Below are 14,053 nucleotides of genomic sequence, written 5' to 3'. Positions count from 1 at the left end.
GGTGCGTTTATTGCAGCCCCATCTTTTCAAAAACTTTATTTAATTTTTCTTCTAATATCGCCGCTGTAAATGGTTTCACCACATAGCCACTTGCCCCTGCTTGCGCGGCAGCAATAATGTTTTCTTTTTTTGCTTCAGCCGTTACCATCAAAACTGGAATGTGTTTTAGCGCTTCATCACCACGAATAGTTTTTAATAATTCTAATCCATCCATATTTGGCATATTCCAATCGGCAACCACAAAATCAATGTGACCAGCACGAATTTTTTCTAATGCATCGACCCCATCTTCTGCTTCTTCTATTTTGTTAAAGCCTAATTCTTTTAATAAATTACGAACAATACGTCGCATAGTAGAAAAATCATCCACAACTAAAAAACTCAGATCTTTAGCGGCCATAACCACTCCTTCAAAAAGACAATAATAAATTCTGTAGCCGCTATGCAGATACAGTTGAAAGTCGAGCCAAAACACTTGGGGCAATTTTGGCAATATCTTGCACTTCATCTACCGCATTCAATTCGATCGCGGCTCGTGGCATACCAAATACCACACAGCTACTTTCGTTTTGTGCATAAGTCACCGCACCCTGTTGGCGCAGATTAAGCATGCCTTTTGCGCCATCCATTCCCATACCCGTCAATAAAATACCTACACATTTGCGCCCTACACATTTGGCAACAGAGTCAAACAAGACATCTACTGAAGGGCGATGACGGTTTACAGGCTCTGTTTGCTGCAAGCGAATTTGGTAACCATGTCCGTTATCAATAACCAACATATGTGAATCACCGGGAGCTATATAAGCAAAACCTTTTTGTAAAGGCTCATTGTGCTCCGCTTCTTTCACGGTGAGAGCACACAGCTTATTGAGCCGCTCAGCAAAAGAACGAGTGAAGCCTGCTGGCATATGTTGGGTGATCACAATCGGTGGGCATTCGGACGGTAGCATTTCTAATAATTGACGTATCGCTTCCGTTCCTCCAGTTGAAGCACCAACAGCAATCACTCGGCTATGACAAACATAAGATGAAAGTGGCTTCGCCAACTTCGCTGGCTCATTAGCCGTTTTATCATTACGTACAAAACGACTACGACGAGTGATCTTCGACATCGCTGCGGCACGGATCTTTTCACCAATCACATCACGGTAACTCATCATTGTTTCGCGAATACCAATTTGTGGCTTAGTCACAAAATCAACCGCACCTAGCTCTAATGCTTTTAAAGTGACTTCAGATCCTTTAGAAGTAAGCGTAGAAACCATCACAACAGGTAAAGGATGTAACCGCATTAATTTTTCTAAAAAATCAATGCCATCCATACGTGGCATTTCCACATCCAATGTGATCACATCTGGTTCATGTTGCTTGATTAAATCGCGCGCGACATAAGGATCAGGTGCTGTGTCAACAACCATCATATCGTTATGACTATTAATAATTTCACGCATGATTTGGCGCATCAGCGCTGAATCATCAACACAAAGCACTTTAATTTTTTCCATCACCATCACCCCTTCCTCGTCGGTTGTAGGCTATAGACAGTCTGTCCTTTAATTACAAAATGTTGTGATAATTGTGATAAATTTTCTGAGTGGCCAATAAACAGTAAACCATCAGGTTTAAGCAATGGAGCAAACCGCTCTAATAGTTTGATTTGCATGTCTTTATCAAAATAGATCATGACATTACGACAAAAAATAGCATCGAAACGATGTTGAAGCTGCCAGTCACCATCCGTTAGGTTTAAAAATCTAAATTCGATCATATCTCTAAGTGATTGTTTTACACGAGCATAGCCTTCAAAATCACCCACTCCTTTCATAAAGTAGCGCTGGCGCTGAATTGCGGTTAGATTTTTTAGCTCTTCAATGCGATAAATACCTTTCTTCGCTTTATCAAGTACTTCGGTATCAATGTCGCTTGCAATGATTTTTGCATTCATCGCTTGTGCGCCAAGCACATCACTTAATGTCATCGCAATAGAGTAAGGCTCTTCACCGGTCGAAGAAGCAGCGCACCAGATGTTGATATTGCTATTTTTACGAGCACGAACAAACTCACTCAACGTCACAAAATGGTGCGGCTCCCGAAAAAATGCAGTCAAATTAGTTGTTAGTGCATTGACAAAAGCTTGCCACTCCGGATGTAAAGGTTCACGTTCAAGTAGGCGTAAATACTCAGCAAAATTATTAACCTTACAGTCACGTAACCGTTTGAGCAGCCTGTTGTACACCATGTTTTTCTTATTCATGGTAAGAACGATGCCCGACTTTTTGTGGATAAACCGACAAACCCGACCAAATTCTTCATCGGTCAATGGTTCTACTTGTGGTGAAAAAAGCATCGTACCTTGTCCTATTTGATAGAAACCCAAAAGCAGCCGATAGCCGACTGCTTAATGGCTAACTCCAGCAATAATCATTAATTAACACGAACACTTTTCGATTCCGATATGTCAAAAAAGGCGACCGTATCGACTAAATTATTGGCTTGATCTTCTAATGCAGCTGTCGCACTTGTTGACTGCTCAACTAAGGCAGCATTTTGTTGTGTGACGAGATCCATCTGACTCACCGCAGTAGCAACCTGCTCAATGCCGCGGCTTTGTTCATTCGATGCAGAAGCAATATTTCCCATTAGTTCAGTGACTTGATTAACTGCGGCCACCAATTCATTCATTGTTTGTCCTGCTTCATTCACCAACTGAGAGCCTTGATTAACACGACCAACCGATTCATCAATCAATGTTTTGATCTCTTTTGCCGCTTCCGCACTCCGTTGTGCTAAGGCACGAACTTCCCCCGCAACAACGGAGAATCCACGCCCTTGTTCACCAGCGCGTGCAGCTTCTACGGCAGCATTCAATGCCAAAATATTTGTTTGGAAGGCAATACCATCAATCACACTAATAATTGCACTGATTTTTTGCGAGCTATGGGAAATCGCGGTCATCGTGTCAATCACATCAACGGTGATGTCCCCCCCTTTTGTTGCTGTTTTAGATGCAGATATCGCTAATTCACTTGCTTGACGTGCGTTATCCGCATTTTGCTTCACGGTTGCTGTTAGCTCTTCCATACTTGCAGCAGTCTCTTCTAATGAAGCGGCTTGCTGCTCAGTACGAGATGATAAATTGTTATTACCCAAAGCAATTTCGCGAATACCGGTATACATTTGATCCGTATTGGTCCTCAGAGTGGTCACCGAAGTGGCCAGTGACGCTTGCATTAATTTTAACTGTTCAAAAACTTCACCAATTTCATCACGAGAGGTAACACGAATATCTTGATTCAATTTCCCTTGAGCCAATCTCATAAAATGATCACTCATGCTAATGAGGGGATAAATCACTTTGCGCTTCATCCAAAAGTGCGCGAAACCAGAGACGGCTAAAATGGTGAATGTCACAGCAAAAAACATAATCCAAGCAATTTTGTTATAAAAATTGGCAGAATCGAGGGAGTTTTGGCTATCTGTGGTTAAAATATCCATATACTCATCAAGTGCTTTTGCCATTTGCTCTTGGTGTTGTTGAGCAGGTAATGCCACATAGCCTGGAATATCATTGTTATCAATCAATGCTCTAAGCTGTTTTAAAATAACCACAAACGCTTGATACTTTTCTTCAATCGCAGCTAAGTTTTCTTGCTCACTTAACAATGGTTGAGCTTTAAATTGTTCATAATCGCCAGCTGATTGACGTAAAAACTCATCAAAAGCCTCTTTAGCTTGTTCAATACTGGTGGCATCTGAATTAACTTTGATGTGTACCACTATTTGAGTGAGTGTGCTACGTGCCTGCATGAGATCTTCATAGGTTTTTTCCAGTAAATCACGCTTTTTAGAACCAAGATCTATGCGCTCTAAAGAAGAAAGCTCACTCGACACGATCCCTAATGACAGGGCGCTCGATAGAATTTGCATTCCACAAAACATCACAAGGAGCAGATATAAACTGACTGAAATTCGAATACTCTTCATTTTTTATCCCCACATATGCCAGCTAGAACTTCTATGCTCTGCTGTCACGCTCGCAGTACGCACAGAAACGCTGCCAACGATAAAACGTGGCCGCGTTGGTCTGAGTTTTTAGAAAGTTTCCCAATTGTCATCATCTTGGTGATCCTTCGATGATATTTTTTTCAGATCTGGCGTTTTGACGATATTTGAAATCGTTCTTGCCGCAGGCTCCGTCATTCGTAAATCTTTTTGTTTCATCGCAGGTAAGCGAAAAATAGCAATGAGTTGCGCAAGTTTGGCTACCTGTTCTTCCAATACATTGGCGGCAACCGCTGATTGCTCAACTAATGAGGCATTTTGCTGTGTCACTTTATCCATTTCAGCAACAGCAATACTCACTTGAGAGATACCTTTGCTTTGTTCATCTGAAGCCAAAGCGATATGCGACATAATGTCTGTTACCCGAGTGACAGATTCAACAATCTTAGTCATTGTTTCACCTGCATCTTCTGCTTGGCGAGCTCCGGTATCAGTTCTTGAAACAGAATCTTCAATCAGGGTTTTTATTTCTTTGGCTGCATTCGCACTACGTTGGGCTAAGTTACGCACCTCATCAGCAACTACAGCAAAACCACGACCATGTTCCCCTGCTCTTGCTGCTTCAACGGCTGCGTTGAGTGCTAATATATTGGTTTGGAAAGCAATGCTATCGATGACCGCAGTGATATCTGAAATTTTTTGCGAACTATCTGCGATATTCAACATAGTATTCACTACGTTAGAGACCACTTTTCCGCCTTCTTTAGCAATTGCAGAGGCTTGGCTAGCAAATTCACTCGCTTGATGTGCATATTCTGTGTTCTGCTTAACTGTGGCAGTCAGCTCACTCATACTCGCCGCCGTTTCTTCTAAACACGCGACTTGCTCTTGAGTACGTGCGGAGAGATCATTATTACCCGCAGCAATTTCACTCGTACCTTGATAGATAGTTTCACTACCATCTCGCACACCGCGAACAGTATTAATCAACTCTTGCTGCATATGTTCAACACCACGAGCCAGCTCACCAATTTCGTTGGTGGACTTTGTATCAACTGTCGGGGTTAAATCACCAGCAGCAAAAACATTAATACGCTGAATTAATAGCCCTAATGGCTCAATAATACCTTTACGAACATAGCGGTAACTCAGGAAACCGATCAGTGCCAATATGATAGACAAGACAATAATTAAATATAAAGACTGGCGATAATTGGCATCTGCACGTTGCACTTCACTCTGAAAATCAGATGAGATATCAGCAAAATAAGCATTAAATTGCTCTTCAAATTGAATTTGATGTCCAGATGTACGATGTGCGTAGAATTTATCAAGCTGCCCTTTTTGCGCATATTCGCCTAGTTGAACTAGTGCATTGCGGTAGGTTTCGTAAGTTAAAAACAACTGCTCAAACTTTGCTTTATCATAGCTAGTCTCTTCCACTAGCTTGTTATAGCGTTGATAAGCTGAATCAGCAGCTTTAAAATTACGAGCTGCTGCTTTAATTAAATCATCTGCATTAGCATCATCTTGATAATCGCGTCCTTCTAATAGCAAAGCATTCACGGATCGATTTAGATTAGCGCGTGCTTGCAATAAATTAACCCAACTTTCCGTTAATAGTTGCCTCTGGCGTTGAAGTGAATTCAAATAATTAATGCTGTCGCTATTATCCCCCAGCTTATTAAACATCAATCCACTGGATATTAATTGCAACAGAATAAAGATAAAAATAACGGACAAAAGTCCTGATACGATTTTAATTCGACTGTGCATGAGGTTGTACTGACATAATGTTATTGTTATTTTGATATCGGTCTCATGGCTAAAAACTTTAGCCATGATGAGTGGAATATTTGTGCGGCGAATTCTTTTATAGCGACTCAATTAATATACAAATGAATGAAGTAGGCCATGCGGACACGGCATACCTCACAAGTGAATGTTATTACTAATATTTACCGTTATACCTAACTCAATATTAAAGCTTTAACTGCATCATTTTCCGTAAGTTCTTATTCTGTCATACTATCAATGAGCGCCATTTCATCACTGGTTAATAATTTTTCAATATCAACAAGGATCAGCATCCGTTCGCCTACGGTTCCAAGACCCGTTAAATATTGTGTGGATAAAGTTACAGCAAAATCAGGCGGTGCTGCGATTTGTTCTTCATTTAAAACCAGTACATCAGAAACACCATCAACTACTATTCCCACAACTCTATCTTTTAAATTTACAACAATAACCACCGTATTATCGTTATAAGTGATATTTTGATGGGAGAATTTTACTCGTAAATCAATAATTGGAATGATCACGCCTCTTAAATTCGTCACGCCTTTAATAAAATCCGGCGTATTGGCAATCCGAGTGACTTGTTCATAGCCTCGAATTTCCTGCACTTTTAAGATCTCAATACCATACTCTTCTTCACCTAAAGTAAAAATAAGGTAACCTTCTCCATTTTTTTCTTCTTCCAGTTTATTTAAATCATCATCCAACATTGACATGGTGTTTAGCCTCTATTTAGTGCATAACGGGTTGTGCACTTTGCTGCTTTTTTTTAAGCAAAATGCTGTTGTTCATTTTTTGTAACTCTGCAACATCTAAAATAAGCGCAACAGAACCATCGCCCATGATCGTGGCAGCCGAAATACCCGGAATTTTGCGGTAATTACTTTCAATATTTTTAACAACCACTTGCTGCTGCCCAACTAATTTATCCACCAGCAATGCAAAGCGATGCCCTGCATGCTGAATAATCAGCACAATGCTGTTGGATAAATCTGACTCTGCGCCTTTGATACTAAAGACTTGATGTAATTCAACTAATGGAAGGTACTCACCACGAACTAATAACATTTTTTCTTCGCCAGCAAGACGATATATATCTTCTTGGCGTGGTTGTAATGTACTGATAATTGCACTGAGTGGAACAATAAATACATCATCCGAAACTTTTACTGACATACCATCAAGTATTGCTAAGGTCAGAGGTAACAAAATACGAATAATAGTTCCTTTACCTTCGGTAAAACCTATTTGTATACGCCCGCCCATGTCTTGAATGTTACGTTTAACCACATCCATGCCTACGCCACGGCCAGAAACATCAGTGATAACTTCAGCTGTAGAAAAACCAGGCGCCATAATCAACATCGCAATCTCTTCATTGCTCATTCCATCATGGACACTCATTCCTTGGGAACGTGCTTTGGCGAGAATGCGTTCGCGATTTAATCCTGCACCATCATCACGTACTTCAATACAGATGTTGCCACTTTGATGTGAAGCAGAGAGAGTTAATGTCCCTGTTTCAGGTTTGCCGTTTGCTATTCTCACTTCTGGTTTTTCAATACCATGATCAAGACTATTGCGAACAAGGTGGTTAAGCGGATCGACAATCCGTTCAATTAAGCTTTTATCAAGCTCCGTCGCACTTCCCTCCACTTTGAGCTCAATTTTTTTATTCAGCTTCGTGGCTATATCACGCACCATTCGAGGGAAACGGCTAAATACATAATCCATCGGCATCATGCGAATCGACATCACTGACTCTTGCAGTGCTCGTGAATTACGTTCTAATTGGACAATGGAACTTAATAAATCGCTATACTCATTATGATCCAATTGCTGACTATGTTGCGTCAACATCGATTGAATAATGACTAATTCGCCCACTAAGTTAATAAGCTGATCAACTTTTTCAACGGCAACTCGAATGCTACTTGAATCATTTTTTGTTTTTGCTGGCGCAGTCTTACGTGGAGTAGTCGATGCTTCCTTACTGGCTGTGCTTGCTATTTTATTGACTTCAAGCTCCGCAGCTTGTTCGCTTTTCACCTCATCAGAACCTACATTATTTGAAGATGGTAAATAAGCTAAGCAAGTTTGTGCATCCACCCTCTGATGGGTAATTTGTGATCCATCAACCACAAAACACAGAACCCCACAAATATCGTCAATAGTGGTATTCGTTCCAAGCCATGCAACTAGACTGTCTTCTGTTTTTTGGGTGTGATACAAAGAACCGAATAAGGCCAACTCATCCGTAAGTAAATCCACTTCATTCGCTTTTAATTGAGCCAATGTGATGATGACATAATATGAATAATCATCAGCTATCGCGGCAACTGTCTCGACTTGTGCAGACTGCGGTAATGGAAGCTCCGGACTTATCACCTCTTCTGCTGTTTGTTCAACTCGTCCAAGGACTTCGCAAATACGTTTAAAAGTCTCTTCATCGGGTAATGAGTCATTTTTATAAGCCTCTAATTGCGAAGCCATAACATCTTTGGCATCCAGAAAAACATCAATGATATCAGGCGTGAGAGTCAATTCATCATGGCGTGCTTTATCAAGTAAATTTTCCAATGCATGAGTCGTGTTTTGCAACTGTGTGAAACCAAACGTCGCAGCACCACCTTTTATTGAATGCGCACTGCGAAAAATCGCATTGAGCTGTTCGCTATCAGGATCAAAAGGGTCGAGCTCAAGCAAATGTTGTTCCATATCCCTAAGTAGCTCATCAGCTTCATCGAAAAACGTTTGATAAAACTCGGTAATATCCATGGTTTTCATCCAATTTAGCTTAGGTTTAACTTAATGCTGTATACCCATTTCGAGGCATACAATGACAATCAGTTTGTTAACATTGATAACGGCGCTGAGTTTTATTCCTCATCCGCGGTTTTCTTATCATCAACTGGCGCTACATCTACTTGTTGTAGCGATTTTTTCAATACATCATTTAAAGGAGTCGCCCCCTCGTATTCATGCAGGATTTGTGCAGTTTCCGTATCATTTAATACAATGATGCTAATACGGCGGTTAATTGGCGCTAATCCATTGTTTTTATCGAGATGAATACTTGATGCCATCCCCACCACACGCAAAATTTTGTCTTGATTTAATCCACCTGCAATTAATTCTCTTCGAGAAGCATTAGCTCTATCTGCTGATAATTCCCAATTGTTATAATTGGCACTATTGGCATAAGGTAAATCATCGGTATGACCAGAAATACTGATCCGATTAGGAACATCATTAAGCAGAGGTGCTATCGCTCGTAAAATATCGCGCATATAGGGTTCAACATGAGCCGACCCCACCATGAACATAGGACGATTTTCACTATCAACAATTTGGATACGTAAACCATCATCAATCATGTCGATTAACAAATGAGGTTTTAATTCATTGAGACGCGGATCTTTAAGAATGGCTTGTTCAAGAGATTGCTTTAATTTTTCAAAGCGATAATTTGCCGCATCCTCAATTTTATTATTTGGTTCAGGCAAAATATCGCCCTCACGAAAGACAATATCCTTCCCTCCACCAGGAATTGGGTTGGTGGCGTCACCACTTTTTTTACCTGAATTAATAGCCGTTTTTAATGGTGTACGAAAATATTCAGCTATCTGAGTTAACTCTTGTGGACTGGATATCGAAATCAACCACATAACCAAAAAGAACGCCATCATCGCCGTCATAAAATCCGCATAGGCAATTTTCCAAGAACCACCATGTCCATTTTGATGATTACTAACCCGTTTTTTAACACGAATAATATGGGCGTTATTTGCTCTCATGGATTAATTACTCCTCGTTCTGTGTTTGTGAGCGATTACCCACTTTCACTTCGCGAACTTTATCTTCTAACTCAGTAAAAGAAGGACGATCGACGCTGTACAGAACCTTACGTCCAAACTCAACCGCAATTTGTGGTGCATATCCCTGCAATGCAGAAAGAAAAGTAACTTTGATACATTCCATCATTTTTAGTTGTTCACTACTGCGTAAGCGGATCAAAGCCGCCAAAGGTAAAATGAACCCATAAGCCACTAAAATTCCGAGAAAAGTTCCCACCATCGCATGAGCAATTAATGCGCCAAGCTCACCAGCAGGCCTATCTGCGGAGCCTAATGCATTAACAACCCCTAATACGGCGGCAACAATACCAAATGCAGGCATAGAATCACCGACCATTTGTAAACCAGATGCTGGCACCTCGCTCTCTTGACGAAAGGTTTCTAGCTCTTCATCCATCAATGCTTCAATTTCATGACTTTGTAAGTTACTGGTTACCATTAAGCGCAAATAATCAACAATAAACATAGTTGTGGTTTTATCTTTTAATACGCGAGGATATTGAGAAAAAATTTCACTTTCTTGAGGGTTTTCAATGTCTTTTTCAAGGGCCAACAAGCCCTCTTGGCGTGATTTATTTAATAACTGAAAGAGCAGTGCCATAAGATCCATGGACATTGCTTTGTTATAAGAGGAACGACGAAATAACAGTGGTAACACTTTAATTAACGCTAAAATCGATTTTCCACTGTTACCAACAACGAATGCACCTAGGCCTGCCCCTAAAATAATAACGAATTCAGCAGGTTGATAAAGTGCCCCTAGATGGCCACCTACCATTAAATAACCGCCAATAACGGTAGCTGTAACAATGATATAACCGATGAGTATTAACACAATATTCCCTTCAACTCAGTTAGATAACAGATGGCAGTCAAAGGGAATTATTGGGAATAACAGGCACATACGTTACCTGTTTATACTCGTTATATTTTAAGTTGTAGCATAACTTTAGCAAATGGTTGGTAGTGTCCAATTGGCCTCGCTACCGTAATTTCACTGCATTTTGCAGCCATTCCCTACTCGCTTACCTACAGCTCAAATTATTAAGAGTATACCGAATTAATCCAATCACATTACCGCTTTGGTAATGCCACCCTGTCGATATAGCGTAATATCGGCGGGATGTTCGGAAAGTTTACGTTTTTTTATTGCCCGTGATGGCGGCTGACACAAACTACAGGTAAAACTGTTTTCTGGTATATGTGCATAAGTGATAAAAGACCCATTACAACAGCTACATACAGAGCTTTGCAACATGCCACTTTCAACAAAACGAACTAGCGTCCACGCACGAGTCAAAGCTAATAGAGGTTCTTCTTCTGATGATGGCATGCACTGTTCTAAATACAAGCGATAGGCTTTTAAAATAGCATCAACGCCTTTGCAGTGACCTGTATTAATTAAAAATTGGTATGCATTATAAAACATGGAAGAGTGAATATTTTGTTCCCAAGTCATAAACCAATCTGTTGAAAATGGCAACATTCCCTTAGGCGGAGGGCACCCTCGTAATTCTTTATACAAACGGATCAACCGACCGCGGCTAATTTGAGTTTCACTTTCTAGCATTTGGAGACGCGCCCCTAAAGAAATTAGTTCCATCGCGAGACGGATATCACTAGCTTCTTTAACAATACTTTTTTCAGTAATGCTACTCATTATTTTCTCGCTATTTCATTTTCATTTGCCTTGTGCGTTTGCAACAAGTGGGTTGAAAGTAATATGCCTGTATGGATTTGTTGTAATTCATCGACTCTAGAATCACGAGTTAGCGTTTCTATCGTGTCACTGTTTTCGAATCTAAATTGGCAAATTAGCTGATTTGTTTCTGCTAATTTCACCAATTGGGGAAGAGAAAGATCTGCTAATGTAGTCGCCATAGATTCAGATATACCGAGTCGGAACATAGCAGACGCTTTTTCTTGAGAGATAAGTTTTTGGGCAAGCAGCAGATAAGAAAGATTAATATCATATATATGCTTCAGAAAATCTGTTGTTGAGGTCATTTTTTTTCCTTTTTTAATATTAACTACATCTGTGTGCAAATAGAGCAAACATGGAGCTTAAATGTATTGCTTTAACCTAATTTTTAATAATAAGAAAAATATACTAGGCAACTGTTTGTATTCCCGCTTCATACAATCATGAAACGAATACCCAGTAAGAGGTATAAAATACACAAAAGTTAAAACTTAAATTAAATCTATTTCCTGAACACTCACAAACAATAAACCATCACTAAAAAGAAATATTTTAGTAAATGTCAGAATTTACTGATATCAATTTCAGTCGGCATTTATTATGCACCACAAAACTAACTATTCAAGATGCTTATGTTTCTTTTTATTTCTTTAGGCCATAATCCACAAATTCATAAACAATTCTTCATTATAACTATATCTTCTCCTTCCTTACGTCAAATAACCGCGATACATAAGATCAACTTAAATCAAATGATAGGATTTAATTAATATCTTTACGCTTATTTATTGAAAAAACAAATCAAACAACCAACCATAACCAACAAAACAGTACATTGATCCATATCAAAGAAAACTATTAAGAAAGTCCCCTCCAAAGTACTCATCAAATAGATAAGCTATAAAATCAGAATGAATTTTATCCATTTATTTTCAATAAGTTCAGTGATTAAAATGCAGTTCATTCAAAATTTCTCAATCAAAAACCGCAAAAAAAATGCCACATTCGATAATATGCATTATAAACACCACTTATTTTTTGATTAATTTTTCTTATGATTTATGAGGAGGAATGATTTTTGTTAAAACTAAATTTAACCGTCGACTACTATTCAAAAAAATGTAACCTATTTCTGCATAAAGAAGAAAATTCTTAGTATAGAAATAATGATATTTATAAAAATGTAAGACTCACTACGCTATTTAACATTTTATTTAATTATTTTTTAAAACGTATTTTCACTCTGAATGAGAATAAACACGGTGGTATTTTTTTTAATGAAATGATCAACCTACATAGCTATACTTATTTATGCTATGACAATTATGACAAACTACTCTAAAGATGAAAAAATACTTTTTATTAATTTTAGCTGATGTTAAATATTATCGTTATCTCAAAGAAACAGAAAACTCCAACCAATATCCTATAGCAACCTATACAGAATAAATGTGAAATTTGATTTCATATTAGACACACCTTAGTGCCAGCATGTTATTATTACATTATGTTACTATCTATTTTTATTTTAACAATTTACTTGTTAACAATGGCCAGTGTAAGCAAAACCCTCTAGGTAACAACATTAATACCTAACCATTAACACCTTTCATTTCAAATTTTCATTTCAAAACCTAAGATATCGTAATGCCTTAATTTGCTGTATTTTTAAGCTAAAAAGTTAACTCCAAAAGTGTTACTAATGTCACAAAATTTTTTTTAGTTTCTGAAAGTTTTCCAATTAATTTGATATAGATTAGCTTACTATTTATTCACTCTAATGTTATCAAGTCGCTTTCGTCGTATTTAATTCACAATCCCTTCTAACTTGACTCACCAATAGCCGTAATCTTTTATGCTCCCAAACCAAAATAGCCCTCTTTTCCTTCTTTCTATTAAATCTAAGCTTAATACAAAATCAATCGATTGATTTTATTCAGGAGTAAGATTGCGTTTAGAACATTCCCTTGAAGCATATCCACTTACTAGCAAAACAAAAAAATGATTTGATTATAATGATTTAACTGTATTACATAGCAAAAACAGCACTCAAAACATAAAAAATAACCATTTTAATATTGAAATTAATCATTTTATGACTAATAAATTAGAATATTACATCGATATGTAAAATAACTAAAATCAACACACTTTATGAGGTTGTCTATGCAAACAATGATTAAAAAAACACTGTTTCTAACTGGCTTAGCACTTATGTCATCAACAACCAATGCCGCCAGCTTAGCAACAGCCACGTTTCAAGTCTTAATGACTATAACTAGCTCGTGCCACGTAAGTGTTGGCTCCGATATGAATTTAGGCTCAGTTAGCTCCAGTACCACAAATGTGTCATCTAGCAATACTCTGAATGTTAATTGTTCAAAAAGTACTCCCTTTAATATTGGGCTGTCACCATCAGCAGCAAACAGTGGAACTGATGCAGGAGCAGGTAATTTAGCCTCTGTAAGTAATTCCTCAACGAATACCGATAAAATCCCCTATCAACTGAAGCAGACTTCAGCAACAGGTACCAACTGGGGGAATACCGCCACGTCATCAGATCCAGGTAATGGTATATCAGGTACAGGAACAGGAGCAGACCAATCTTTTACTGTATATGCCGTTGTCGCTAATGCTAATTTTACACCTGATACCTATTCAGATGTCGTCACTGTTAACGTTAACTATTAAA

General features: G+C 38.6%; 12 protein-coding genes. 1 reads left to right on the top strand and 11 read right to left on the bottom strand.

Annotated elements, in window-relative coordinates; all coding sequences use genetic code 11:
• Positions 1 to 7 precede the first annotated feature (7 nt).
• The 11 genes from cheY to flhD all read right to left on the bottom strand — a co-directional run bounded on the left by cheY (position 8) and on the right by flhD (position 11,666).
• Positions 8 to 400, bottom strand: a complete 393-nt coding sequence (cheY, locus tag SC428_RS02930) for a chemotaxis response regulator CheY (RefSeq protein ID WP_004918582.1) — start codon at positions 398 to 400, stop codon at positions 8 to 10.
• Positions 401 to 440: 40 nt separating this feature from the next.
• Positions 441 to 1,508, bottom strand: coding sequence for a protein-glutamate methylesterase/protein-glutamine glutaminase (locus SC428_RS02925; protein ID WP_070926144.1), 1,068 nt, complete (start codon positions 1,506 to 1,508; stop codon positions 441 to 443).
• A gap of 5 nt (positions 1,509 to 1,513) precedes the next feature.
• Complete coding sequence (locus SC428_RS02920; protein ID WP_070926026.1) at positions 1,514 to 2,350, bottom strand: CheR family methyltransferase; 837 nt, start codon at positions 2,348 to 2,350, stop codon at positions 1,514 to 1,516.
• A 77-nt stretch (positions 2,351 to 2,427) separates the two neighbouring features.
• Positions 2,428 to 3,987, bottom strand: a complete 1,560-nt coding sequence (locus SC428_RS02915) for a methyl-accepting chemotaxis protein (protein ID WP_139158642.1) — start codon at positions 3,985 to 3,987, stop codon at positions 2,428 to 2,430.
• A 108-nt stretch (positions 3,988 to 4,095) separates the two neighbouring features.
• Positions 4,096 to 5,781 carry a methyl-accepting chemotaxis protein gene (locus tag SC428_RS02910; protein WP_070926142.1) on the bottom strand — a complete coding sequence of 562 codons (1,686 nt, stop codon included), beginning with the start codon at positions 5,779 to 5,781 and terminating at the stop codon, positions 4,096 to 4,098.
• A 239-nt stretch (positions 5,782 to 6,020) separates the two neighbouring features.
• Positions 6,021 to 6,518: a chemotaxis protein CheW gene (gene cheW, locus SC428_RS02905; RefSeq protein WP_070926024.1), complete on the bottom strand. Its 498-nt coding sequence runs from the start codon at positions 6,516 to 6,518 to the stop codon at positions 6,021 to 6,023.
• Positions 6,519 to 6,534: 16 nt separating this feature from the next.
• Positions 6,535 to 8,580 (bottom strand): chemotaxis protein CheA, encoded by a 2,046-nt coding sequence (gene cheA / locus SC428_RS02900; protein WP_318705798.1) that lies wholly within the window; start codon positions 8,578 to 8,580, stop codon positions 6,535 to 6,537.
• A gap of 101 nt (positions 8,581 to 8,681) precedes the next feature.
• Positions 8,682 to 9,599: a flagellar motor protein MotB gene (gene motB, locus SC428_RS02895; protein WP_140187181.1), complete on the bottom strand. Its 918-nt coding sequence runs from the start codon at positions 9,597 to 9,599 to the stop codon at positions 8,682 to 8,684.
• A 7-nt stretch (positions 9,600 to 9,606) separates the two neighbouring features.
• On the bottom strand, positions 9,607 to 10,494 hold the full coding sequence (motA, locus tag SC428_RS02890; RefSeq protein ID WP_140181593.1) for a flagellar motor stator protein MotA: 888 nt from the start codon (positions 10,492 to 10,494) through the stop codon (positions 9,607 to 9,609).
• A 234-nt stretch (positions 10,495 to 10,728) separates the two neighbouring features.
• Complete coding sequence (gene flhC / locus SC428_RS02885) at positions 10,729 to 11,319, bottom strand: flagellar transcriptional regulator FlhC (RefSeq protein WP_070926017.1); 591 nt, start codon at positions 11,317 to 11,319, stop codon at positions 10,729 to 10,731.
• Entirely contained in the window at positions 11,319 to 11,666 is a 348-nt protein-coding gene (gene flhD / locus SC428_RS02880) for a flagellar transcriptional regulator FlhD (protein ID WP_070926015.1), read from the bottom strand. Before flhD ends, flhC begins: the two co-directional genes overlap by 1 nt.
• Positions 11,667 to 13,527: 1,861 nt before the next feature.
• Between flhD and SC428_RS02875 the strand changes: the two genes are divergently transcribed.
• Positions 13,528 to 14,052 carry a spore coat protein U domain-containing protein gene (locus tag SC428_RS02875; protein WP_140187362.1) on the top strand — a complete coding sequence of 175 codons (525 nt, stop codon included), beginning with the start codon at positions 13,528 to 13,530 and terminating at the stop codon, positions 14,050 to 14,052.
• Position 14,053 lies beyond the last annotated feature (1 nt).

Origin of the sequence: Providencia sp. 2023EL-00965 (genome assembly GCF_033550225.1) — a bacterium.
Taxonomy (GTDB): domain Bacteria; phylum Pseudomonadota; class Gammaproteobacteria; order Enterobacterales; family Enterobacteriaceae; genus Providencia; species Providencia manganoxydans.
This window is presented reverse-complemented; position numbering and strand designations above follow the sequence as displayed.

What these genes read in the sequence shown, in the direction of transcription:
- cheY (WP_004918582.1), bottom strand. Translation starts at nt 400, where the DNA reads ATGGCCGCTAAAGATCTGAGTTTTTTAGTTGTGGATGATTTTTCTACT.
- SC428_RS02925 (WP_070926144.1), bottom strand. Translation starts at nt 1,508, where the DNA reads ATGGAAAAAATTAAAGTGCTTTGTGTTGATGATTCAGCGCTGATGCGC.
- SC428_RS02920 (WP_070926026.1), bottom strand. Translation starts at nt 2,350, where the DNA reads ATGCTTTTTTCACCACAAGTAGAACCATTGACCGATGAAGAATTTGGT.
- SC428_RS02915 (WP_139158642.1), bottom strand. Translation starts at nt 3,987, where the DNA reads ATGAAGAGTATTCGAATTTCAGTCAGTTTATATCTGCTCCTTGTGATG.
- SC428_RS02910 (WP_070926142.1), bottom strand. Translation starts at nt 5,781, where the DNA reads ATGCACAGTCGAATTAAAATCGTATCAGGACTTTTGTCCGTTATTTTT.
- cheW (WP_070926024.1), bottom strand. Translation starts at nt 6,518, where the DNA reads ATGTCAATGTTGGATGATGATTTAAATAAACTGGAAGAAGAAAAAAAT.
- cheA (WP_318705798.1), bottom strand. Translation starts at nt 8,580, where the DNA reads ATGGATATTACCGAGTTTTATCAAACGTTTTTCGATGAAGCTGATGAG.
- motB (WP_140187181.1), bottom strand. Translation starts at nt 9,599, where the DNA reads ATGAGAGCAAATAACGCCCATATTATTCGTGTTAAAAAACGGGTTAGT.
- flhC (WP_070926017.1), bottom strand. Translation starts at nt 11,319, where the DNA reads ATGAGTAGCATTACTGAAAAAAGTATTGTTAAAGAAGCTAGTGATATC.
- flhD (WP_070926015.1), bottom strand. Translation starts at nt 11,666, where the DNA reads ATGACCTCAACAACAGATTTTCTGAAGCATATATATGATATTAATCTT.
- SC428_RS02875 (WP_140187362.1), top strand. Translation starts at nt 13,528, where the DNA reads ATGCAAACAATGATTAAAAAAACACTGTTTCTAACTGGCTTAGCACTT.